The 23,300-nt window shown below is 69.5% G+C and carries 22 protein-coding genes; 17 read left to right on the top strand and 5 right to left on the bottom strand.

The window, feature by feature from the left end:
• Positions 1-73: 73 nt before the first annotated feature.
• From leuC to FPZ11_RS04385, 6 genes are all read left to right on the top strand, one after another.
• The gene (leuC, locus tag FPZ11_RS04410) at positions 74-1,567 is read left to right on the top strand and encodes a 3-isopropylmalate dehydratase large subunit (RefSeq protein ID WP_146318711.1); all 1,494 of its coding nucleotides are present in this window, start codon (positions 74-76) and stop codon (positions 1,565-1,567) included.
• Between the two features lie 2 nt (positions 1,568-1,569).
• Positions 1,570-2,169 carry a 3-isopropylmalate dehydratase small subunit gene (gene leuD / locus FPZ11_RS04405; RefSeq protein WP_146318709.1) on the top strand — a complete coding sequence of 200 codons (600 nt, stop codon included), beginning with the start codon at positions 1,570-1,572 and terminating at the stop codon, positions 2,167-2,169.
• Entirely contained in the window at positions 2,169-3,539 is a 1,371-nt protein-coding gene (gene murA, locus FPZ11_RS04400) for a UDP-N-acetylglucosamine 1-carboxyvinyltransferase (protein WP_146322692.1), read from the top strand. The genes leuD and murA overlap by 1 nt, the downstream gene beginning before the upstream one ends.
• A gap of 189 nt (positions 3,540-3,728) precedes the next feature.
• A complete protein-coding gene (locus tag FPZ11_RS04395) occupies positions 3,729-4,544 on the top strand; it encodes a lysophospholipid acyltransferase family protein (RefSeq protein WP_246846523.1) in 816 nt (271 codons plus the stop codon).
• Positions 4,545-4,569: 25 nt separating this feature from the next.
• The gene (locus FPZ11_RS04390) at positions 4,570-5,658 is read left to right on the top strand and encodes an NAD(P)H-dependent glycerol-3-phosphate dehydrogenase (RefSeq protein ID WP_437438637.1); all 1,089 of its coding nucleotides are present in this window, start codon (positions 4,570-4,572) and stop codon (positions 5,656-5,658) included.
• Entirely contained in the window at positions 5,561-6,649 is a 1,089-nt protein-coding gene (locus FPZ11_RS04385) for a D-alanine--D-alanine ligase family protein (protein ID WP_146318705.1), read from the top strand. The genes FPZ11_RS04390 and FPZ11_RS04385 overlap by 98 nt, the downstream gene beginning before the upstream one ends.
• 157 nt (positions 6,650-6,806) lie before the next feature.
• Here the strand turns inward: FPZ11_RS04385 and FPZ11_RS04380 are convergent, their stop codons facing one another.
• Positions 6,807-7,334: a DUF3515 family protein gene (locus FPZ11_RS04380; RefSeq protein ID WP_146318703.1), complete on the bottom strand. Its 528-nt coding sequence runs from the start codon at positions 7,332-7,334 to the stop codon at positions 6,807-6,809.
• Between the two features lie 69 nt (positions 7,335-7,403).
• On the opposite strand from FPZ11_RS04380, the gene thiL reads away from it, so the two are divergent.
• Positions 7,404-8,450, top strand: coding sequence for a thiamine-phosphate kinase (thiL, locus tag FPZ11_RS04375; RefSeq protein ID WP_146318701.1), 1,047 nt, complete (start codon positions 7,404-7,406; stop codon positions 8,448-8,450).
• On the opposite strand, the gene rsmD is transcribed toward thiL, so the two are convergent.
• Entirely contained in the window at positions 8,435-9,016 is a 582-nt protein-coding gene (gene rsmD, locus FPZ11_RS04370; RefSeq protein ID WP_146318699.1) for a 16S rRNA (guanine(966)-N(2))-methyltransferase RsmD, read from the bottom strand. The two genes, thiL and rsmD, sit on opposite strands and share 16 nt — an antisense overlap.
• Before the next feature lie 73 nt (positions 9,017-9,089).
• On the opposite strand from rsmD, the gene FPZ11_RS04365 reads away from it, so the two are divergent.
• The 9 genes from FPZ11_RS04365 (at position 9,090) to mutM (ending at position 19,177) form a co-directional block, all read left to right on the top strand.
• Complete coding sequence (locus tag FPZ11_RS04365) at positions 9,090-11,303, top strand: ATP-dependent DNA helicase RecG (RefSeq protein WP_146318697.1); 2,214 nt, start codon at positions 9,090-9,092, stop codon at positions 11,301-11,303.
• A gap of 153 nt (positions 11,304-11,456) precedes the next feature.
• Entirely contained in the window at positions 11,457-11,939 is a 483-nt protein-coding gene (coaD, locus tag FPZ11_RS04360; RefSeq protein ID WP_146318695.1) for a pantetheine-phosphate adenylyltransferase, read from the top strand.
• Entirely contained in the window at positions 11,936-12,967 is a 1,032-nt protein-coding gene (locus tag FPZ11_RS04355; RefSeq protein ID WP_146318693.1) for an AAA family ATPase, read from the top strand. Before coaD ends, FPZ11_RS04355 begins: the two co-directional genes overlap by 4 nt.
• Positions 12,968-12,976: 9 nt before the next feature.
• Positions 12,977-14,308: a DUF58 domain-containing protein gene (locus FPZ11_RS04350; RefSeq protein WP_146318691.1), complete on the top strand. Its 1,332-nt coding sequence runs from the start codon at positions 12,977-12,979 to the stop codon at positions 14,306-14,308.
• Entirely contained in the window at positions 14,301-16,643 is a 2,343-nt protein-coding gene (locus tag FPZ11_RS04345) for a transglutaminase TgpA family protein (RefSeq protein ID WP_146318689.1), read from the top strand. The genes FPZ11_RS04350 and FPZ11_RS04345 overlap by 8 nt, the downstream gene beginning before the upstream one ends.
• A gap of 77 nt (positions 16,644-16,720) precedes the next feature.
• Positions 16,721-17,230, top strand: a complete 510-nt coding sequence (locus FPZ11_RS04340; protein ID WP_146322690.1) for a YceD family protein — start codon at positions 16,721-16,723, stop codon at positions 17,228-17,230.
• Between the two features lie 4 nt (positions 17,231-17,234).
• Positions 17,235-17,438 carry a 50S ribosomal protein L32 gene (gene rpmF / locus FPZ11_RS04335; RefSeq protein ID WP_146318687.1) on the top strand — a complete coding sequence of 68 codons (204 nt, stop codon included), beginning with the start codon at positions 17,235-17,237 and terminating at the stop codon, positions 17,436-17,438.
• 4 nt (positions 17,439-17,442) lie between these two features.
• Positions 17,443-18,228 (top strand): ribonuclease III, encoded by a 786-nt coding sequence (rnc, locus tag FPZ11_RS04330; protein WP_146318685.1) that lies wholly within the window; start codon positions 17,443-17,445, stop codon positions 18,226-18,228.
• On the top strand, positions 18,206-19,177 hold the full coding sequence (mutM, locus tag FPZ11_RS04325; RefSeq protein WP_146318683.1) for a bifunctional DNA-formamidopyrimidine glycosylase/DNA-(apurinic or apyrimidinic site) lyase: 972 nt from the start codon (positions 18,206-18,208) through the stop codon (positions 19,175-19,177). Before rnc ends, mutM begins: the two co-directional genes overlap by 23 nt.
• Here the strand turns inward: mutM and FPZ11_RS04320 are convergent.
• Together FPZ11_RS04320 and FPZ11_RS04315 are read right to left on the bottom strand one after the other, a co-directional pair.
• Positions 19,150-20,562 (bottom strand): sensor histidine kinase, encoded by a 1,413-nt coding sequence (locus FPZ11_RS04320; protein ID WP_146318681.1) that lies wholly within the window; start codon positions 20,560-20,562, stop codon positions 19,150-19,152. The genes mutM and FPZ11_RS04320 overlap by 28 nt on opposite strands.
• 1 nt (position 20,563) lies before the next feature.
• Positions 20,564-21,307 (bottom strand): response regulator transcription factor, encoded by a 744-nt coding sequence (locus FPZ11_RS04315; RefSeq protein WP_146318679.1) that lies wholly within the window; start codon positions 21,305-21,307, stop codon positions 20,564-20,566.
• A gap of 187 nt (positions 21,308-21,494) precedes the next feature.
• On the opposite strand from FPZ11_RS04315, the gene FPZ11_RS04310 reads away from it, so the two are divergent.
• Entirely contained in the window at positions 21,495-22,241 is a 747-nt protein-coding gene (locus FPZ11_RS04310; RefSeq protein WP_146318677.1) for a hypothetical protein, read from the top strand.
• 64 nt (positions 22,242-22,305) lie between these two features.
• Here the strand turns inward: FPZ11_RS04310 and FPZ11_RS04305 are convergent, their stop codons facing one another.
• Positions 22,306-23,295, bottom strand: a complete 990-nt coding sequence (locus tag FPZ11_RS04305) for an alcohol dehydrogenase catalytic domain-containing protein (RefSeq protein ID WP_210415945.1) — start codon at positions 23,293-23,295, stop codon at positions 22,306-22,308.
• Positions 23,296-23,300: the final 5 nt, after the last annotated feature.

The raw sequence follows: 23,300 nt of genomic DNA, 5'->3' as shown, positions 1-23,300 counted from the left end.
GTCGCGGGGTTCTTTCGTGGCTGAACAGACGGGAGCAGCTCCCGCACACACACGCAAGGAGAGATCGACAACCATGAGCACCGCATCCGATGCAGTGCGTCGCGACGACGCCGTCGCCGACGTGAAGCGCCCCCGCACGCTGGCCGAGAAGGTGTGGGACGACCACCTCGTCGTCAAGGGCGACGACGGCAGCCCCGACCTGATCTACATCGACCTGCACCTGGTGCACGAGGTGACGAGCCCGCAGGCGTTCGACGGCCTGCGTGCAGAGGGGCGGCCCGTCCGCCGTCCCGACCTCACCATCGCCACCGAGGACCACAACACGCCTACGATCGGCATCGACAAGCCCATCGCCGACCTCACGAGCCGCACGCAGATCGAAACGCTGCGCACGAACTGCGCCGAGTTCGGCGTGCGCCTGCACTCGCTGGGCGACGTCGAGCAGGGCATCGTGCACGTCGTGGGCCCGCAGCTGGGTCTGACGATGCCGGGCATCACGGTGGTGTGCGGCGACTCGCACACCTCGACGCACGGCGCGTTCGGCGCCATGGCGTTCGGCATCGGCACGAGCGAGGTCGAGCATGTGCTGGCCACGCAGACCCTGCCGCTGAAGCCGTTCAAGACCATGGCGATCAACGTCGAGGGCGCCCTGCGTCCCGGGGTCACGGCGAAGGACATCATCCTGGCGGTCATCGCCGAGATCGGCACCGGCGGCGGCCAGGGCTACGTGCTCGAGTACCGCGGCAGCGCCATCCGCGCCCTCTCCATGGAGGGCCGTATGACCATCTGCAACATGTCGATCGAGGCGGGCGCACGCGCCGGCATGGTCGCCCCCGACGAGACCACCTTCGCGTACCTGAAGGGCCGCCCCCACGCGCCGGAGGGCGAGGACTGGGATGCCGCCATCGAGTACTGGAACACGCTGCCCACCGACGAGGGCGCCCGGTTCGACGCCGAGGTGAACATCGACGCCGACGCGCTGGAGCCGTTCGTCACCTGGGGCACCAACCCGGGCCAGGGCGTCTCGCTGAGCGACGTCGTGCCGGAGCCGGCGAGCTTCGAGGACCCGAACGCCCAGGCCGCTGCCGAACGCGCCCTGCAGTACATGGACCTGCAGGCGGGCACGCCGCTGAAGGACATCCACGTGGATGCCGTCTTCATGGGCTCCTGCACCAACTCCCGCATCGAAGACCTGCGCGCCTTCGCGTCCATCATCAAGGGCAAGAAGAAGGCCGACGGCGTTCGGGTCATGGTCGTCCCCGGCTCGGCGCGGGTGCGCCTGGAGGCCGAGGCGGAGGGCATCGACAAGATCGTGGAGGAATTCGGAGCCGAGTGGCGCTTCGCGGGATGCTCCATGTGCCTCGGCATGAACCCCGACCAGCTGGCGCCGGGGGAGCGCTGCGCATCCACCAGCAACCGCAACTTCGAGGGTCGCCAGGGCAAGGGCGGCCGCACCCACCTGGTGTCGCCCGTGGTCGCGGCGGCCACGGCCATCCGGGGCACGCTCTCGAGCCCGTGGGATCTCGACAACGCCGACGCACGCGACGAGCAGAAGGTGAGCGCCTGATCATGGAGAAGATCTCGACCCTGACGGGTGTCGCGGTTCCGCTGAAGCGGTCGAACGTCGACACCGACCAGATCATCCCCGCCGTCTTCCTGAAGCGGGTCACGAAGACCGGATTCGACGACGCGCTGTTCTCTGCGTGGCGCCAGGACCCCGAGTTCGTGCTGAACCAGGAGCCGTACAGAAACGGCAAGATCCTCATCGCAGGCCCCGACTTCGGCACCGGATCCTCTAGGGAGCACGCGGTGTGGGCGCTGCGCGACTACGGTTTCACGGCCGTGCTGAGCCCGCGTTTCGGCGACATCTTCCGCGGCAACTCCGGCAAGCAGGGCCTGCTCACCGGCACCATCTCCGAGGCCGACCTGGAGAGGCTGTGGGCAGCCATCGAGGCGAACCCGGGAATAGAGGCGACTGTCGATCTGGTTGAGCGTAAGGCCACGCTGGGTGAGGTGACCGTCGACTTCGACATCGACGATTACACTAGGTGGCGGTTGCTGGAGGGGCTCGACGACATCGGCCTCACCTTGCGTGATGAAGCGCAGATCACAGAATTCGAAGCCCGCCGCGAGTCGTGGCGGCCCAAGACATTACCGGTGAAGGCTTAGTGAACTCTCTTCTTCAGGATGCGCAAGCGGCGGGGGCCCGAGTGGGGCTGACCGCTGAAAAGATCACCATCAACGGTGGGCGTCCCCTTCGCGGGCGCATCCAGTTGAAGGGGGCGAAGAACCTCGTCACCAAGGCGATGGTCGCCGCCCTGCTGGCCGATGGCCCGAGCGAGCTGCGCGACGTGCCCGACATCAGCGATGTGCGGGTCGTGCGCGGTCTGCTCGACATCCACGGCGTCAAGGTCACCGACGGCCCCGAGGAGGGCGTGCTGCTGCTCGACCCGACCGGTGTCGAGAGCGCCCACATGGCCGACATCGACGCGCACGCCGGATCGAGTCGCATCCCGATCCTGTTCTGCGGGCCGTTGCTGCACGCGCTCGGCGAGGCGTTCATCCCCGACCTCGGCGGATGCCGCATCGGCGATCGTCCGATCGACTTCCACCTCGAGGTGTTGCGTCGCTTCGGTGCCGTCGTCGAGAAGCTGCCCAGCGGCATCCGCATGACGGCTCCCAACGGCCTGCACGGCGCGAAGGTGGAGCTTCCGTACCCGAGCGTCGGCGCGACCGAGCAGGTGCTGCTCACCGCGGTGAAGTCCGACGGCATCACCGAGCTGCGGGGCGCGGCCATCGAGCCCGAGATCATGGATCTCGTCAACATCCTGCAGAAGATGGGCGCGATCATCACGGTCGACACCGACCGCGTCATCCGCATCGAGGGTGTGCAGCGCCTCACCGGCTACAGCCACACGGCGCTGTTCGACCGCAACGAGGCCGCCAGCTGGGCTGCGGCTGCTCTGGCGACCGAGGGCGACATCTTCGTCGGCGGTGCGCGTCAGGCCGAGATGCTGACGTTCCTCAACGTGTTCCGCAAGGTCGGCGGCGCCTTCGACATCGCCGACGACGGCATCCGCTTCTATCACCCCGGTGGCGACCTGAAGCCCGTGGTGATCGAGACGGATGTGCACCCCGGCTTCATGACCGACTGGCAGCAGCCGCTCGTGATCGCCCTCACCAAGGCGAAGGGCGTCTCGATCGTGCACGAGACGGTGTACGAGCAGCGCTTCGGTTTCGTGGATGCCCTCGTCGACATGGGTGCGACGATCGAGATCCACAAGGAGTGCCTCGGCGGGCATCCGTGCCGGTTCGGGCAGCGCAACTTCAACCACTCCGCGGTCATCGCGGGCCCGACGGTGCTGCACGCGGCCGACGTCGAGGTGCCCGACCTGCGCGGCGGCTTCAGCCACCTGATCGCGGCACTCACCGCCAACGGCAGGTCCACCGTGAGCAACGTGGGCATCATCAGCCGCGGCTACGAGAACTTCATCAGCAAGCTGCAGCAGCTCGGCGCCGACTTCGTGCTCGAGAACTGACAACCCCGCGAGACCTCGCCGACCCGCGAGATTTCGCCGAGGGTGTGCCTTTTCACCGCCGAGAGTGCGTCTTTCCGCTGCCGAAAGTGCCCTTTCGGAGCGTGAAGTGCGCAATCTCGTCTCATCGCGGCCTCGGCTCCTGGATGCCGCATCCCCGGCGGCGCATGAGACCTGACGGATAATGGGCTGGTGCCGAACTCACCCGACGAACCGGATGCCGCCATCGATGCACGTGACACCGCGAAGCCTCCGGCCAAGCGCCGCCGTTTCGTGAAAGAGACCTTCCGCCCCAGCGTCTTCTGGCCGATGGCGGGGGTGGTGGTACCGCTGATCGGCACGATCGCGAAGTTCAAGGTGCGCGGCCGGGAGAACCTGCCGTTGGAGGGCGCCTACGTCATCGCGCCCAATCACTACAGCGAGATCGATCCGCTCGTCGTCGGCTCCATGATCTGGCGGCGCGGTCGTGCCCCGCACTTCCTGGCGAAGGAGAGCCTGTTCAAGGTGCCCGTCGTCGGCTGGTTCCTGTCCAAGTCCGGACAGGTGCCGGTCAGTCGCAGCCACGGCGGCCGAGGAGCCCCGGTCGCGCAGGCGCAGCACATCGTCGACAACGGCAACGTCGTGGTCGTGTACCCGGAGGGCACGCTCACCCGCGACCCCGACCTGTGGCCCATGCGCGGCAAGACGGGCGCGGCGCGGCTCGCGCTCGACTACGGCATCCCCGTCATCCCGGTCGCGCACTGGGGAACGCAGGCCATCATGGGCCGGTACTCGAAGAAGATCAGCCTCTTTCCCCGCAAGACCGTCACATTCTCGATCGGCGAGCCCGTCGACCTCTCGGAGTTCCTGGGCAAGCCGCGCACGGCGAGCGTCATCTCGGGCGCCACCGAGGCGATCATGGATGCCATCACGCACGAGCTCGAGATCCTGCGCGACGAGAAGGCGCCGGAGAAGCGCTGGGATCCGGCGGCGCATTCGCAGACGGAAACGGGACGTTTTGAGGGCTAGACCGGCGCCGGCCAGGCGCGTGACCGTGCTCGGCGCGGGGAGTTGGGGAACGACGTTCGCGAAGGTGCTCGCCGACGGCGGCTCGGACGTGACGCTGTGGGCGAGGCGTCCCGAGATGGCGCGCGAGATCCGAGAGGCCCGACGCAACAGCCAGTACCTTCCCGGCATCAACCTGCCCCGCAACCTGACGGCGACCTCCGATCTCGCGATGGCGCTCACGAACATCGACCAGTTGTTCCTCTGCGTGCCGAGCCAGACCCTGCGCGACAATCTGATCGACCTCGAGCCCTTGCTGCCGCCGGACATCCCGGTCGTCAGCCTCATGAAGGGTGTCGAGAAGGGCACGGGGCTGCGCATGAGCGAGGTGATCGCCGAGGTGCTGCCGATCGATCCGACGCGCATCGCCGTGGCATCCGGTCCGAACCTCGCACTGGAGATCGCGAAGAAGCAGCCGACGGCCGCCGTGGTCTCCTCGGTGAGCATGGAGACGGCGCACGAGGTGGCGCTGGCGGCCCGCAACCCGTACTTCCGTTCGTTCGTGAACACCGACGTCATCGGCACCGAGTTCGGCGGCGTGCTGAAGAACCTCATCGCGGTGGCGATCGGCATCGTCGACGGCGTGGGATACGGCGAGAACACGAAGGCGTCGATCATCACCCGCGGGCTCGTGGAGATGACCGACTTCGCCGTCGCGCACGGTGCCGAGCGCGAGACCCTCGCAGGGCTTGCGGGACTCGGCGACCTGATCGCGACGTGTCAGTCGCCGCTGTCGCGCAACAACACCGCCGGCCGCCTGCTCGGTCAGGGCTACGCCTTCGCCGAGGTGGTGAAGCAGATGAACCAGACCGCGGAAGGGCTGGCATCCGTCGCCCCGATTCTCGCACTCGCGAAGTCGAAGGGCGTGGAGATGCCCATCGTCGACCAGGTGGGGCAGGTGCTTGCCGGTACGCTGGCACCGGCGGATCTCGCCCCCCACCTCACCACCGACGACACGCCTCGCGGCGAAAGGACTACGGATGACTCACAAGCGCGTCCTCGTGCTGCTTTTCGGCGGGCGTTCGAGCGAGCATTCGATCAGCTGCGCCACGGCGGGCGGGGTCCTCGGGGCGCTTGACCGCGAGCGCTATGACGTCATTCCGGTGGGCATCACCCGCGACGGCGCCTTCGTGCTCGAGCGCGACGATCCGGCGGCCTTCGCGCTGAATCCGGATGCCCTCCCCGAGGTGCGCGACGACGGCAGCCGCGTGCGCTGGCCGGAGTCGACGCGCTCCCGCGAGCTCACCGTCGAGCGCGACGGCGTGGTCACATCGCTCGGTGAGGTGGATGTCGTGTTCCCGATCCTGCACGGGCTCTGGGGCGAGGACGGCACCATTCAGGGCCTGCTCGAGCTCGCCGGCATCCCCTACGTCGGGTCGGGCGTGCTGGGCAGCGCGCTCGGCATGGACAAGCACTTCACCAAGGTCGTGCTCCAGGCCGCCGGCATCCAGGTGGCGCCGTGGATCACCGTCACCCGAGACGACTGGGAGCAGAGCCAGGATGCTGTCGCCGACCGCCTGCGCGGCCTGGGCTCGCCCCTGTTCGTGAAGCCCGCCAGGGCGGGCTCCAGCGTCGGTGTGACGAAGATCACCTCGGCCGAGGGCCTGTCGGGCGCCCTCGACGTCGCGTTCGCCGAGGACGGCAAGGCGCTCATCGAGTCCGCCGTCGTCGGACGCGAGGTGGAGATCGGCGTGCTGGGCGCGCGTGCGGGGGAGCGGCCGAGGGCATCCGTCGCCGGCGAGATCGTCGTCTCCGGCGAAGGCTTCTACGACTTCGACGCGAAATACCTCGACGCGCCCGGCATCGACCTGGTCTGCCCGGCCGATCTCACCGACGAGCAGCTCGCCGAGATGCAGTCCATCGCGGTGCGCGCCTTCGAGTCGATCGACTGCGCGGGCCTCGCACGGGTGGACTTCTTTCTGACCGATCACGGCTGGGTGATCAACGAGATCAACACGATGCCGGGCTTCACGCCGATCTCGATGTTCCCGAAGGTGTGGCAGGCATCCGGATTCAGCTACCCGGCTCTGATCGACGAGCTGATCGAGCTCGCGCTGGAGCGTGGCTGAGTCGTTGCAGCGCGACTGAGTCCTCGTCCGCGGCGTCCTCGATCACGGGTGCGTTCTTGGCTCAGGTCGCAATTTGTGCCCGTTCTCCCCGGTCAGAAGGGCACAAATCGCGACCTGAAACCACCGCGGGCACGGCAGCGGCGTGCGGGCCGGGCAGCTATTTGGACGACGGCAGCGGTGTCGGCGTCACGGTCGGGCTCGTGACATCGGCCGTCGACAGGCACTTCTGCTGCTTCTTCTGCGGAATGAAGCTGATCGCGTCGGCGAGATCGGGCAGCACGGAGGCATCCGTGACACCGCCCTTGCCGTGCGCGATCACGATCTCGGTGGCCGGCACCCTGCCGAAGGTGATGTAGCGCAGATCGGTGTCGATCGGGTTGTTCTCGAGCACCCAGTCGATGCCGTTCACGGTGATGCACGGCTTCGTGGTGGGGCCGATCGGGGTCACCCCGCACCGCAGAAGCACGACGGCGGGATCGCCCCACGCTGCGGTCGCCTGCGCGTTGGTCTCCCGCTTCGCCTTGCCTGCGACGGTGTCGGGAAGATGCACGATCACGTCCGCGCAGCGCGGATTGTTCGCTCCTGCGGCGGGGTCGAGCGCGACGGTCGGCGTGCATGCCGTGAGAAGGAGTGCGGCCGCGCCCACGGCGAACACGGTGAGCAGGCGACGGGGGCGGTGAGACATCGTCTTCAGGCTAGGGCATGACGCTGAGCGCACGCAGACCCCGCCTGCCCATGCCCTAACGTGAGGGGCATGACGCGAACGGCCGGTGGCGAACACGAGACCGAGGATGCCGACACCCTGGCCGTCGTCGGCGAGGTCGCCGCTCTGCGCCGCATCTTCCCGCGCCTGCCGAACGCCTCCGCCGCGCTCGTGGGACCCGGCGATGACGCCGCCGTGGTCGCCGCGCCGGACGGACGATACGTGGTCACCACGGACATGATGATCGAGGGCCCCGACTTCCGCTGGGCCTGGTCGTCTCCAGAAGACGTCGGCTGGAAGGCCGCGGCGACGAACCTCGCCGACGTCGCCGCGATGGGGGCGCGGCCGACAGCGCTGGTGGTCGCGATCGCGGCACCTGCTGCCACCCCCGTCGCGGTGCTCGAGCAGATCGCCGACGGTCTCCGCATCGCCTGCGCTGCGCTCGCACCCGGCTGCGGTGTCGTGGGCGGCGACCTGTCCGTTTCGCGGGCCTTCACGCTCGCGGTGACGGCGTTCGGCGATCTGGAGGGCAGGCATCCGGTGCTGCGTTCGGGTGCCCGCGCGGGCGATGTGGTCGCCATCGCCGGCACCATGGGACTGGCCGCGCAGGGCCTGAACGCGTTGTTCTCCGACGCGGTCGACGACGACGGCCGACCGGATGCCGTGCGTGCGGCCGAGGTCGTCGCCCGCGTTCCCGAGGTCGCCGTGCAGCGCCGTCCCATGCCGCCGATCGCGGCGGGACCGGTCGCCGCCGTGGCGGGGGCGACCGCGATGCTCGACGTCAGCGACGGGCTGGCCCTCGACGCGGCTCGGATCGCCGAGGCATCCGGGGTGCGCATCGAGTTCGACTCGTCGGCGCTCGGGCCGGATGCGGCGTTCGCGCTGGCCGGGGGAGAGGACCACGCTCTGCTGGCCTGCTTCCCCCGCAGACGGCGCTGCCGGAGGCGTTCCGGCCGATCGGCAGAGTGCTCGCCGAGGGGCTGGGGTCGCTCGACGCCGAGGGACCTCGCGCACGTCGAATCGACGAGCGGAAGGGTGAGCGTGGACGGGCGTCCCTACGCGGGTGCAGCGGGATGGGATCCCTACTCCGCCGGCTGAGCGAACCACACGGCGGTCTCGCCGTACGTCTTGGCGCGGAACGCTTCGAGCCCGGTCGGCCATGACGGCTCGGGCGAGCGGGCGCTGCGCTCGACGACCACGACGGCGTCCGCCGTGAGCAGCGGATGCAGCGCCGCGAGCACGCCGGTCAGCTCGTCGTCGGAGACGTCGTACGGCGGATCGAGGAACGCGAGCGCGAAGCCGCCGCCGCCGGCCTGGGCGAGGTACGAACGCACCGTGCTCTGTCGCACCTCGATGCGCGGCCGCACGTCTGTCTGCGACTTCTCTGCGGCCTTGAGCACCGCCGACGCGTTCGCCCTGCACACGCTCGCCGCCTGCGCGTTCTGCTCGACGAGCACCGCAGAGGATGCCCCGCGGCTCACGGCCTCGAGCGCGAGTGCGCCGGAGCCCGCGTACAGGTCGAGCACGCGGGCCTCTCGCAGGGCGTCCATCGCCTCCAACGAGGAGAACATCGCCTCTCGCACCCGGTCGCTGGTGGGGCGCGTTCCCGCCTTGGGAACGGCGAGCGCCAGGGAGCCGGCGAATCCGGCGACGATGCGTGTCACGTCTCGAGGCTACGGGGTGTCGATGCCGTCGCGCACTCGACCGCGCGTCGGTGGATGCCCGTAGCCTTGTCGCATGCCAGCACCGCCGCCCGAGACCGCTGCGCAGACGACCGCGCCGACGACGCTCGCTCTGGCGACGCCGTTGCGGGCCGCACTCGGCGAGCGACAGGCGGGAGTGTTCACGCGGGCGTTCGGTCACCGCACCGTCGGCGACCTGCTCGCGCACTATCCGCGGCGGTATGCGCAGCGCGGTGAGCTGACGGCGCTCGCCGAGTTGCCGCCGGGCGACGACGTGACGATCGTCGCCGAGGTGCTGCGCTGCGACAAGCGGGCGATGCGGCAGCGGCACGGATCCATCGTCGAGGCGGCCATCTCCGACGGCACGGGTGTGCTCACGCTCACGTTCTTCAACCAGGCGTGGCGGGCGAACGAGCTCATCCCCGGCAGACGCGGCATCTTCGCGGGCAAGGTCAACCGATACAAGGGCACGCTGCAGCTCACGCATCCCGACTACGAGTTGTTCGACGAGGCATCCGCTCCCGACGTCGAATCGTGGCAGAGCAAGCCGATCCCCATCTACCCGGCGACGTCCACGCTCGCGAGTTGGAAGATCGCCAAGGTCGTCCGTGAAGAGGTGCTGCCCAAGCTCGGCCATGTCGACGATCCCGTGCCCGAGGCGGTGGCGCGCGAACACGGGCTGGAGCCGTTGGATGCCGCTCTGCGCGGAATCCACACGCCGGCGACCGACACCGACTGGCGGCGCGCCCGCGACACGCTGCGCTACCAGGAGGCGTTCGTGCTGCAGTCCGCTCTGCTGCTGGAGCGCGAGCGGCTGCGCGAGACGGCGGCGACGGCACGGATGCCCGTGGCCGACGGGTACGCAGCCCGCTTCGATGCGCACCTGCCCTTCGACCTCACGGCAGATCAGCGTGCCGTGGGTGAGCAGGTCGAGCACGACCTGGCCCAGGCCGTGCCGATGAACCGGCTCGTGCAGGGCGAGGTGGGCAGCGGCAAGACGGTGGTCGCGCTGCGCGCGATGCTGCAGGTCGCCGACAACGGCGGACAGTCCGCGTTCCTCGCGCCCACCGAGGTGCTCGCCTCTCAGCATCTGCGTTCGATCGCGGCCGCGCTGGGCCCCGATCTCGCGGCCGAGCTCATGCCGACGCTGATCACCGGACGCCTGACGGCCGCGGAGCGCAAGAAGGCGCTTCTTCGCGCCGTCAGCGGTCAGGCCCAGATCGTCGTCGGCACGCACGCCCTGCTGAACGAGAACGTCTCGTTCTTCGACCTCGGCCTTGTCGTGGTCGACGAGCAGCACCGGTTCGGAGTCGAGCAGCGGGATGTTCTCCGCAGCAAGGCCGCGACGCCCCCGCATCAGCTCGTGCTCACCGCGACGCCCATCCCGCGCACCGTCGCGATGACCGTGTTCGGCGACCTCGACGTGTCGACCATCGCGCAGCTGCCGACAGGGCGCCAGAAGATCGAGAGCTTCGTGGTGCCTCTGGCGGAGCATCCGCGTTGGCAGAACCGCATCTGGGAACGCGCGGCGGAGGAGATCGCCGCCGGGCACCAGGTGTTCGTCGTGTGTCCGGCGATCACGCCGAAGGAACCGGAGGAGGGCGAGACCGAGAACCCGATCGACGAGGCGGCCGACGATTCGCGACCGCTGACCCCTGTCGCGACCGTCGAGCAGACGATCGAGGCGGTGCGCGACAACCCGGTGCTGCAGGGTGTGCGAGTCGCGGCCCTGCACGGCCGCATGAGCGCCGACGACAAGGATGCCGTCATGCGCGCGTTCGCCGCCGGCGCCCTCGACCTCATCGTCGCGACGACGGTGATCGAGGTCGGCGTCGACGTGCCCAACGCATCGGCGATGATCGTGCTCGACGCCGACCGGTTCGGCGTCTCGCAGCTGCATCAGCTGCGCGGACGCGTCGGCCGGGGGAGCGTGCCCGGTCTCTGCCTCTTCGTGACGAACGCCGAGAACGGCAGTCTGGCCAGGGAGCGGGTCGACGCCGTGGCGGCCACGCTCGACGGCTTCGCCCTGGCCGAGGCCGATCTCGAGCTGCGCCGCGAGGGTGACGTGCTGGGCAGCGATCAGTCGGGCGGCAGGTCGTCGTTGCGGCTGCTGCGCGTCGCGCGCGACGGCGCGATCATCGAGCGGGCGCGTGCTGATGCCGCGGCGGTGCTCGAGAGCGACCCGCACCTCGCCGACCATCCGGCGCTGTCCGCCGCCATCGCGGACCGCCTGACGGACCGCACGCGAGACTTCCTCGCCCGTGCATGACGGGCGTGCAGGGCGCCACCGTACGTGCGATGACGGAGCGGGCGTTCGCTCGCGATCGGCGCCCGTGTGCGCGATGCGCATGCCGAGCATCCGCTGTAAGTCGTCGACCGACGATAACGATCGGGTAACCCCGTCCCGCTATTCTGGAGGCCTATGAGCAGGATCGCCGTCGTCCCTGGTTCCTTCGATCCGGTCACCCTTGGCCACCTCGATGTGATCGCGCGTTCCGCGCGCCTGTTCGACGAGATCCACGTGCTCGTCGTGCACAACCCCGACAAGTCGGCCATGCTGCCGATCGCGCAGCGCGTCTCGCTGATCGAACGGTCCATCGCCGACGAGCGCCTGCCCGGCAACATCGTCGTGGCGGCGTGGAGCGTCGGCCTGCTCGTCGACTACTGCACCGATGTCGGCGCGAACGCCCTGGTCAAGGGAATCCGCTCGCAGGTCGATGTGGCCTATGAGACGCCGATGGCGATCGTGAACCGCGATCTCGCCGGTGTCGAGACCGTCTTCATGCTCCCCAACCCGGCGAATGCTCACGTGTCGTCGTCGTTGGTTCGTCAGGTCGCCGCGCTGGGCGGCGACGTCAGCCCGTACGTGCCTCGCGCCGTCTACGACTATCTGCAGGAGTTATGAACGCACTGCCGACGAAACACCCGACGGACGCCGCGGCAGAGGCATCCGAGTCCGAGCCGACCATCACCGCCGACGAGCTTCGCGACGAGGCGGAGCAGATCGAGCGCAACGTGGAGTCGGTCATCGACGGCAAGCACGACGCCGTGCGGGTCGCGCTGACGGTGCTGCTCGCCGAAGGACACCTGCTCATCGAGGATGTCCCTGGCGTCGGCAAGACCATGCTCGCCAAGGCGCTGGCCAAGTCCGTCGACTGCAGCGTGAGTCGCATCCAGTTCACCCCCGACCTGCTTCCCTCCGACGTGACGGGCGTGTCGGTCTACAACCAGCCGGAGCGCCGCTTCGAGTTCAAGCCGGGCGCGGTGTTCTCCAACATCGTCATCGGCGACGAGATCAACAGGGCGAGCCCGAAGACGCAGTCGGCCCTGTTGGAGTCGATGGAGGAACGGCACGTCACGGTCGACGGCTCGACCTATCCGCTGCCCGACCCGTTCATCGTCATCGCCACGCAGAACCCGGTCGAGATGGAGGGCACCTACGAGCTGCCGGAGGCGCAGCGCGACAGGTTCATGGCGCGCATCGCGATGGGCTATCCCGACGAGGGCGCCGAGATCGACATGCTGACGGGGCGCGACACCTCGAGCCCGCTGTCCCGCATCGGCGCCGTGGTCACCAGCGACCGGCTGCGCGACATGATGACGCTCGCCCGCAGGGTCTTCGCCTCGGACGCCCTCAAGCAGTACGCGGTGGCGATCGCCAGGGGGACCCGTGACGATCCGGATCTGCGCCTCGGAGCGAGCCCCCGGGCCACGCTTCAGCTCGTGCGCGCGGCCAAGGCGCGCGCCGCCCTCGAGGGCAGGGACTTCGTGCTTCCCGACGACGTGGATGCGCTGGCCGTGTCCGTGCTCGCCCACCGGTTGCTGCCGACGAGCAGGGCGATGGGGCAGCACCACGAACGTGCAGCGGTGCTCGCCGACGTCGTCACGAGAGTGGTCGCCGGCACCCCGGTGCCCACCGGGCAACCGAAGTAGCCTGGCGGCATGACCGGCCGGCGGGTCGGGACCGCAGCGCAGCGGCCCAGACCGACATGGCGCGGCGTCGGGCTCGGCGTCGCGGGTGTGATCGCCATGTTCGGTGCCGCCTGGTTCGGCAGGGTCGACCTGCTCGTGCTGGGTCTGGTTCTGCTTCTTCTCCCACTGGCTGCGGCCATTGCGATCACCGTCGACAGACCGTGGATCTCGGTGACCAGAACATTCGAGTCCGACGTGGTCTCCGCCGGCGACACGGCCAGGGTCACGCTGACTCTGCGCAACGAGTCCAACCGTCGTGCACCGGGGGTGCGCTGGCGGGATGCCTGTCCTCCCGGCCTGCTCGGCCCCGGCTTCGCGCCGCTGCGGACGCTCGGCGAGCACGCACGTGCGAGCCGCGATCGCTCCGACACCGTCGTCGTGCAGCACACCGTCACCACCAGCGGGCGCGGCGTCTATCGGGTGGGCCCGGTGCTGCTGGAGCGCACGGATCCCTTCGGACTCATGCGCTGCGTCTACGCGGTCGGCACGGCGAAGCCGCTGATCGTGGTGCCCCGCGCCGCCGACCTCGGTGCCGGGGAGTTCGACGTGTCCCGCAGCGAAGGCTACGAGCACGAGCTCGTGAAGCACAGCATCCCGAACGCCGACGAGCTGATCGCACGGGAGTACCGCCCAGGAGACCCCATGCGCAGGGTGCACTGGCGCGCGACGGCCAGGCACGACAAGCTCATGGTCCGGCAGGAGGAGCCGCGCAGCAATCCGGAGACATGGATGCTGCTCGACACCGATCTCGGCCGTCCCGTCTCGCACCATCAGGGACGAGAGCGCGTGAACGAGCGGTTCGAGACCGCCGTCGAGCTCGCGGCATCCATCGGCGCGCACCTCATCGATCAGGGCTATGTGCTGGGCATCGCCGAGACGGCGCCGCTGCAGCTCTCCGGTCGACCTGGCATCGGCAGAGCGGGACTCGCCGGGCTCCCCGTGTCGGCCTACGACCCGCCTGGTGGAGGGCACTCGCTGCTCACCTCGCTCGCGGCGCTGCAGCAACTGCCACGGGACAGCACCGACGCGGTGAGCGTGCTTTCAGCGGCGCTGCGTCGCAACCCGCAGGCGGTGCCGGTGTTCCTCGTGATCGTCGACGGCGACGACGATGAGCTCGCCGGGCTCGCTGGGCTGCGTCCGCTGTGCGATCCGCTCGTCGCCTTCCTCGTCGCCCGCCGCCCGGAGCTGCGCGAGCGCCTCGAGCGCTACGGCATCACCTGCGTCGACGTGGCGGCGGGCGAGTCGCCGGAGTCCGCGTGGCGCAAGGCGGGCATCCGATCGCAGGTGACGCACCATGTCTGATCGTGCTGTGCCGCTCGGCGCAGGGCGCGGCATCCGGGGCAGCGACGGCGGGACTTCGGGCCGACGCGGCGATCGCGAGCCGGTGACGGTCGGCCGAGGGGGCGCCGCCGACCTGTGGCGGAGCGTGGCGCTTCTCGCCGTCATGGCGGCCCTCACCGTGGCCATGACCGGACTCGTCTCGGGCGCGGCCTGGTGGAACGAACTTCTCCTGGCGTGCCTCGTCGTGCTCGGTGTCGCCGCGCTGGCGAGGATGCTCCTTCCCGTCGCCCTCGCGCCCGTGCTGTCGTTCGTCGCCCTGCTCCTGCTGGTCACGGCCTTGTTCGCCCCGCAGACCGCGGTGCTCGGCTTCATCCCCACGCCGACGACGCTCGTCGAATTCGGGCAGCTCATCGCGCGGTCGCAGGTGTCGGCCTATACGCAGTCGGTCCCCGCCGACCCGCTGCCGGAGTTCCTCTTTCTGCTGGTCGCGGCCGGCGGCCTGATCGCGTGGGTGTGCGACCTGCTCGCGATCGTGCTCGACCGGCCCGCGCTGGTGGGCATCGTGGTCTGCGTCGCCCTCATCGCGCCGGCCGCTCTGCTGGGCGGTGGCATCTCGCCCCTCGCCCTCGTGCTCTGCCTCATCGCGTACCTGCTCCTGCTCCGCGTGGACGTACGAGGCCGACGTGGCACGGGCGGCGAACCGGCGGCCGCGCTGGCCATCGGAGCGGCAGCGATCGTCGTCGCTCTCGTGATCGGCACGACGGCACCGGGTTTCCAACAGGTGGGCAGGCAGGCGATCCCGGCGTCGGGGGTGATCTTCGGTGAGGGCGTGAGCCCGCTGATCGACCTGGGGGCAGACCTGCGGAGGCCGAATCCGGTGACGGTCATCGACTACTCGACCACGGCGTCCACACCGGCCTACCTGCAGATGACGACGCTCGATGTGATCAACGGCTCGGTGTGGCAGCACCGCCACACGCAGTCCACCTTCTTCAGCCGCAGCGCGTCGATCGGCAGCGCTCCGGGGCTGAGCAAGCACGTGAAGTCGAAGAAGGCCGTCACGAAGATCGATGTCGGCAACATGACGAGCAGGTGGCTGCCCGCGCCGTACCCGGCGGAGAAGGTCTCGGGGCTCGACGGAACCTGGGGCTGGGAACAGGGCGACCTCACCATCTCCGGTCTCACCAGCGTGACCACCGATCAGCACTACACGGTGACGAGCCGCGGGCTCGAGCCGACGGCCCAGCAGCTGCGCGCCGCCGGCGAGGACTACCCGTCATCGGTCGACTACGACCTCCAGCTGCCCTCCGACACGCCGTCGATCATCCGCACGACGGCGCTGCGGGTCACGGAAGGGGCGGCGACCGCGTACGACAAGGCGGTGGCACTGCAGTCGTACTTCCACGACGGGCAGTTCACGTACTCGTTGAACGCGCCGAAGAACGGGGGCTACGACGGCGACACGCCGGGGACGATCGCGACCTTCCTGAAGAAGAAGTCCGGCTACTGCGTGCACTTCGCCGCAGCGATGGTGTTCATGGCGCGCGAGCTCAACATCCCCGCCCGCATCGCGATCGGGTATCTGCCGGGAACGCAGACCAGCGTGACGGGTGACACGGCCCACTACGAGGTCACCTCCGACGACCTGCACGCGTGGCCGGAACTGTACTTTCCGGGCATCGGCTGGGTGCCGTTCGAGCCCACGGTGGGGCGCGGCACCGTCCCCGACTACGACACGTCGACGGTGGTGACTCCGAGTGCAACGGGCACAGCCACTCCGGGGGCGGCGAACGGCGCCCAGAAGCGACTGCCGACCGACCAGGCGGTCGGCGGCACGGGAGACATGCCGACGTCGGCCGGCGACTTCTCGACGACCAGTGCCGCTGCGGCCGTCGTGATCGTGATCCTCGCGCTGCTCTTCGCGCCCGCCGTGATCAGGCGCAGACAGCGCTCCGTCCGGTTGTCGAAGCTGCGTCAGGGCGAGGGCGGCGCGTCCTCGGCCTGGAACGAGGTGAGGGCGACGGCACTGGACCTCGGTCTCGCCGCGCCTCTCACCGAGACACCACGTGCGTTCGCCCGACGATTGCGCGAGACGTGGCAGAGCACCCAGGTCGAATCCGAGACGGTGGAGGCGGCATCCCTCGCCCTTGCCGAGCTCGTGGAGAGCGTCGAACGCGAGAGGTTCGGTCCGCCGGAGTTCGGGTGGACCGACCCCGTGCTCGCCGACGATGTGGTCACGGTATTGGCGGCGCTCGGAGCCAGTGCAGGGTTCGCCCGTCGGATGCGCGCCACCCTCGTGCCCGTCTCGCTCGTCGAGGGACGCGCACGCCAGGCACCGGTGGGAGCGGCCCGGTAAACTGGCGGACTGTGTCTGCTGCAGCCCGAAATCCGTATTCCCTCGGCGTGCGCGATCTCGTGCACCGCCCCGGCGAGATGCGCGAAGAATCCATCGCCGTGGTGTCGCCGGAAAAGCTGGGTGAGGGGCTCGTGAGCGTCGCCGAGGGCGAGACGATCGACCTCGATGTGCGCCTCGAATCGGTGCACGAGGGGATCCTCGTCTCCGGCGAGGCGACGACGGAGGCCACAGGCGTCTGCGGCCGGTGCCTCACCGACATCGCGCTGCCCGTCCAAATCGACTTCCAGGAGCTTTTCGCGTATCCTTCTGGGGAAGCTTTCGACTTTGAGGTTCACGACGACCACGTGGATCTTGAACCTCTTGTCAGGGATGCGGTGGTGCTGTCACTGCCGTTCCAGCCGGTGTGCCGACCGGATTGCCCTGGTCTCGACCCAGAGACCGGTGAGCGGTTGGCCGATCTGCCGGACCGCGAAACCACGCAGACGATCGATCCTCGATGGGCTGCGCTCGCGGAATTCCCCGCTTCCGATGACTCGGCCGACCAGAACACATCAGATCTGGCCGGCGCCCCAGACAGAGAAGAGTAGAGACATGGCCGTTCCCAAGCGGAAGAAGTCGCGCGCCAACACCCACGCCCGTCGCTCGCAGTGGAAGGCGGAGGTCCCCAACCTCGTCAAGACCGTCGAGAACGGCAAGGTGACCTACAGCCTCCCGCACCACGCGAAGGTCGTCGAGGACTCGGCCGGTACCCCGCTGTTCCTGGAGTACAAGGGCCGCAAGGTCGCCGACGTCTAGTCCGATGCCGAACGCCGAACGGCGTCACGACAAGCAGGCGCGCATCGACAACGATGCGCGCCTGAGTCGTGCCTCCGGCGAATCGACGAATCTGGACGAGCTGCAGGAGCTGCTCGGTGTGCAGGTCGACCCGACCCTGCTCACGCTCGCGCTCACGCACCGGTCATACGCCTACGAGCACGGCGGCATCCCGAACAACGAACGCCTGGAGTTCTTGGGCGACTCGATTCTGGGGCAGGCCGTCACGGTCAAGCTCTACCGGGAGAACCCGCGCACCGACGAGGGCGGCCTGGCCAAGCGCCGAGCATCGCTCGTCAGCAGCGTCGCGCTGGCCGAGGTGGCCCGCACCATCGGTCTCGGCCGCTTTCTGCTGCTCGGCCGGGGCGAATCGCAGAGCGGCGGAGCCGACAAGTCGTCGATTCTCGCCGACACGGTCGAAGCCATCATCGGTGCCGTCTACCTGGATGCCGGTGGCGAGGTCGCGACCGCGCTCGTGCTCCGCCTCATCGAGCCGCTTCTCGACGATCCCGACCGGTTCGGCGCAGCGCTCGACCCCAAGACGAGCCTGCAGGAGCTGGCCGCACGGCATTCATCGGCGCCGCCGCGGTACGAGGTGACCGACAGTGGACCCGACCACAACAAGACGTTCCACGCGACCGTGACGGTCGACGGACTCGTGAGCGCCAGCGGCGAGGGCAGCAGCAAGAAGAACGCCGAGATGGCCGCGGCCCTGCAGGCCTGGTCGACCGTCAACGAACGAGGGAGCCGTGCCAGAGCTTCCCGAGGTTGAGGTGGTGCGCGCCGGGCTCGAGCCGGCCGTCAGCGGCGCACTGATCACCTCGGTCGAGGTGCTCGACGAGCGCGGAATCACGCGTCACGACCGTGCACGGGGCGACCTGGACGAACTGCTCACGGGGTCGCGGATGCTCGGCGCCGCCCGCCGCGGAAAGTTCCTGTGGGTGCCGCTCGAGCCACGGCATCCCGCCGCCGCGCTCACCGGGACAGGTGGCGTCGTGCTCGAACGCGAGCCCGTCGTCGCACCCGCCGATGCGCTGCTGCTCCACCTCGGCATGAGCGGCCAGGTGCTGCTGCGAGAGGCGGGGACACCCCCGGAGGGGCACGCACGGGTGCGGATGACGCTCGAACATCCGGTGCACGGCGAGTTGGCCGTGCACTTCGTCGATCAGCGCACGTTCGGTTCGCTCGCTGTCGACCGCCTGACGCCCACGCCCGACGGCCGTGCAGGCGGCTTCGGCTCCGAGCTGTCGAGCGTGCCATCGCAGGTGGCGCACATCGCGCGCGATCCGCTCGATCCGGCGTTCGATGACGACGGCTTTCTGGTCGCACTGCAGAGGCGTCGCACCACGGTGAAACGAGCGCTGCTCGATCAGACCCTGGTCAGCGGCATCGGCAACATCTACGCGGACGAGGCGTTGTGGGCATCCCGCATCCATTTCGATCAACCGACGACGACGCTGTCGCGACGCAAGGCGAACGAGCTGCTCGCCGAGGTGCGCGCTGTTCTTCAGAAGGCACTCGCGGAGGGCGGCACGAGCTTCGACGCCCAATATGTCAATGTCAACGGAGCGTCGGGCTACTTCGCGCACAGCCTCAACGCCTACGGGCGTACGGGTGAGGCGTGTCCGCGCTGCGGCACCCCTATCGTGCGGGCGTCGTTCATGAACCGGTCATCGCACTACTGCCCTCGCTGTCAGCGCGTGCGAGGCGGGCGCGCCTGAGAGGGGCCCGACGCACCGTCGGTCTCCGGCAACTCGACCGCGAACGACGCTCCCCACGGCGTTCCGGCGGTGTCGAGGGCGCGCAGCCGGCAACCGAGCCGGGTCGCCAGACGCTGGGCGATCGAGAGTCCGAGACCGGTGCCGACGGAGCGGGTCTGCCGATATTTCTCGTGCAGTGCGCCGCGCGTGAACGCTGCACTTCGGTCCTCTGCCGTGAGGCCAGGGCCGCTGTCGCTGACGGTCAGCGTCGCGCGGGAGGGGGCGTCGTCGAGTCCTCGGGGCCGCGCGGCGATGGCGACGACGCCGCCGAGCGGCGTCGCCCTAAGCGCGTTCTCGAGCAGGCCGTCGACGATCTGGCGCAGACGGTGGGCATCCGTCTCGACCATCAGCACGGGCGGGGCTTCCGTACGCAGCTCCACGCCGGCACCGGCCGCGACGGCGCGCCATGCGGCGGCGGCGTCCGCGACGACCATCGCGAGATCGACAGGGGCGAGCTCGGCGGTGAAGTCGTGTGCCTCCAGTCGCGCCAGCTCGAGGAGGTCCGTGACGAATCTGTCCAGCCTGCGCGTCTCGGCAAGCATGGTGCTGCCGACCTCGCGCGTGTCGCCCTCGCCGACGACGCCATCGCTGAGCGCTTCTGCATACCCGCGCAGAGCGGTGAGCGGGGTGCGCAGGTCGTGCGAGATCGACAGCAGAAACTCGCGCTGCCGCGCCTCGCTGACGGCCAGGGCATCGTCGAGTTCGTCGAGGGCGTTGACGACGTCGGAGACCTCGGCGGTGGCCGACCGCGGGAGGTCGACGTTGCGGTCGCCTCTGGCGAGTCTGCGCGCGGCGGCTGCGGTACGGGACAGCGGCCGTGAGACCACGGTGGCCAGAAGGATGCCCGCACCGATCGCCACCGCCAGCCCGATCGCCAGCGCGATCAGCAGCTGCCCGGCGACTCTCGACACCGCTGCGTCAACCGACGTGACCGTGCGCGCGACGACGACCGTCCCGCCGTCGGCGGCCTGGCGCGCCTCGACGAGAAACGGCCGCCCATCGAGCTTGATCGTCGTCGACACCGTCGTGCCTGCTGCGAGCAGCCGCCGCACCTTGGGACGCAGCACCACACCGATCGATCCCGACACGGTGCCGTCGGGATTGATCACGGCGACCTTCGGCTCGCCCGCGCCGGACGGCTGGTTCTCAGCGCGCTGTTGGAGCTCGGCATCCGGCAGCGCGGCGAGTTCGTCGGCGAGGGAGGAGACCTCGGATCTGGCATCGCCGAGCGATGCCGCCCTCACGAGTCCGAACGAGACGGCGCCGGCCACGAAGGTGGCGACGAGTGCCACGGCCACCGTGGTGAAGACGATCCGTCCGGCGAGAGTCCTGGGGAAGAGGCGCATCTCAGCCGATCGGTTCGCCCGGGTCGGTCAGCGTCGCCGATCCCGTCGCGCTGCCGGCGGCAACAGTCGGTGCGTCGATCGCATATCCGACGCCGCGCACGGTGCGGATGCCCGATCCGGCTCCCAGCTTCGCCCTCAGCTGGGCGATGTGCACGTCGACCGTGCGTCCTGACGCGTAGTCGGCGTGCCCCCACACCGAGGCGAGCAGCTGCTCGCGCGTGAAGACGCGGCCAGGAGATCTGGCGAAGTACGACAGCAGGTCGAACTCCGTCGCGGTGAGCGTGAGCGGCAGCCCGTCGAGCGTGGCGGACCTGGTGTGCTGGTCGAGCACGAGCGGCCCCAGCCGCACGTCGTGACGCAGAGGCCCGCCGGAGGTGCGGCGCAGCAGCACCTTGAGCCTGGTGACCAACTCGCGAGGCGAGAACGGCTTGGTCAGGTAGTCGTCCCCACCGAGCTCGAGGGCCACCAGACGTTCGATCTCGTCGTCGCGCGCCGACACGAACATGATCGGCGTCCAGTCGTCCTCGGCGCGGAGCCGCCGACACAGTTCGACGCCGTCGACGCCGGGCAGACCCACGTCGAGCACCACGGCGACCGGGCGTCGTGTGCGGATGGCCGACAGCGCCGAGGTGCCGTCGGCGACCACATCGACGCCGAAGCCGGCGCGGGTGAGATAGAGCCTCTCGAGGTCGGCGATCGCGCGCTCGTCTTCGACCACGATCACGAGGCCGGCTGGCGTGTCCATGCCCTCCATTCAAGTCACTTCCCTTGGGGCGCGAGACCGGGGGAGTCGGCCTCTCAGGCAACGCTTACATTCCTCGAACACTCGCCCCACGAATGCCGCACATCGACTTGCCACGCTCATCAGTGTCGCGACTGCGCCTTTCGAGGAATTCGGCCGGTCGGATGACGGACATCGAGAAGGGAATGAGATGCACAAGAGTGACGACAACGCGTCGGGGCGCCGGCAGATCGCCGGAACTGCGACCGGGACGGCCGGTGCCGGGGAGCCCGGCAGCGCGCTTCGCAGGCGGATGGCGGGTCGAGACCGCATGGCGCTGGCCGTGGCGGGGATCGCGACGGCCGCGGCGCTGATCGGTGGCGTCGCGGCCGCGGCGCTGCCCCCGAGCGCACCGACGACATCCACCCACCAGGCGGCCGCCGTGTCGATGCTCGCCGCATCGAGCAGTTCGGGCACGGACAAGGGCCGCATGTGCGGCGCCGATGTCTTCCGTCTCAAGCGCGACTACGACCGTCTGCCCGACGCGATGCGCAAGGACCTGGCGGCCGCACGGCACGAGTCGTCGAAGACCGCGAGACACGACGCCTACCAGAGCGTGCTGAAGAAGGCCCAGTCCGGCGGATACGGGTCGGCGGTGGAGGCCGCCGCGAAGGACAAGAAGACGATCGCCGGGGTCAGGGAGGCCTGGGACAGGCTGCCCTCCGCGTTGCGCACAGACCTGAAGGCCGCCAGAGCCGCCAGTGGCGACGCCAGGATCAACGATGTGAAGGCGATCGTGTCGAAGGCCGAGTCCGGCGGCTACGGCGACCGTGTCAAGGCCGCGGCCGACAAGGAGAAGACGCGTCTCGACACGTGTGTAAGCCGTCTGTCAACCCCGAAGACGCCGAAGACGTCCTCCACGAGCACGCCGGCCCCATCGGCTTCGACGGGGGCCTGAGCGTCGATACTCGTCGGCCGGGTCTGGTGGGGGCCACACGTCGCAGCGCGTCGCCGTGAGCCGCTCAGCCGGTGACGAGCACGATCCGCGTGCCGCGGACCTTCCCTGCTTCCAGGGCGGCGTGGGCCTCGGCCGCACGCTCGAGCGGCAGGCGCTGGATGTCCGGAGCCCGCAGGATGCCGTTCGCCAGCGCTTCGCCCACCGCGCGAGCGGCCCGTGACAACTCGTCGACAGTGGCGTTGCTGATCGCGAACCCGTCCACGGCACGGTCGTGCATGTAGAGGTCGCCGAACCGCAGCGTGTCTTCGCGCGCCGCCCCCGCGACCAGCACGACCCGGCCCCGTTCCGCCAGCAGCGGGACCGTCTCCGTCAAGGCGAGCGTGCCCGACGTGTCGAGCCAGAGGTCGGCGCCGTTGGGCAGGCTCGCGCGAAGCTCGGCGCGAAGGCGCGGAGATCGGTAGTCGAGGGCTTGCGCGCCCGCCGCGCGCAGGGCATCCAACGATCGCGCGCCCGCCGTCGCGACGACGACGGCACCCGCGGCGAGGGCGAGGGCGATGGCACAGGCCCCGACATTTCCCGCGCCGCCCTCGACGACGACGGTGTGCGACGCCGTGAGCGCTCCGTGCTCGAACAACGCGAGCCAGGCGGTGCTCGCCGGGTGCGCGAGGGCGACGAGCTCGATCGGATCCACCTGCTGAGGCACGGGGTAGAGCCGGTCGGGGGAGACGATCGCGAACGCGGACGCCGCGCCCTGGCGCCCGCCGTGGCCCAGGCTCGTGCACCAGACGGCGTCCCCGAGCTGGAGGTGATCGACCTCGTCGCCGAGCCCCTCGACAGTTCCGACGAGGTCGCGCCCGATGACGAACGGAAAGCTGATCGGCGTGCGGTACACACCGCTGCGCACGAAGGTGTCGACGTGGTTGACGGCGGTCGCCGTCACGCGCACCAGCACCTCACCGCGTCCCGGCGTCGGCACCGGTACGCGCTCGACGTGGATCGTGTCGGCCGCGCCGAGCTCGTGGATCACGGCGGCGCGCATCGTGTCCCGTGGCATGCGTT

Origin of the sequence: Humibacter ginsenosidimutans, from assembly GCF_007859675.1 — a bacterium.
GTDB lineage: Bacteria > Actinomycetota > Actinomycetes > Actinomycetales > Microbacteriaceae > Humibacter > Humibacter ginsenosidimutans.
Note: the sequence above shows the minus strand (reverse complement) of the source record. Positions and strands in the feature narration are given on the sequence as shown.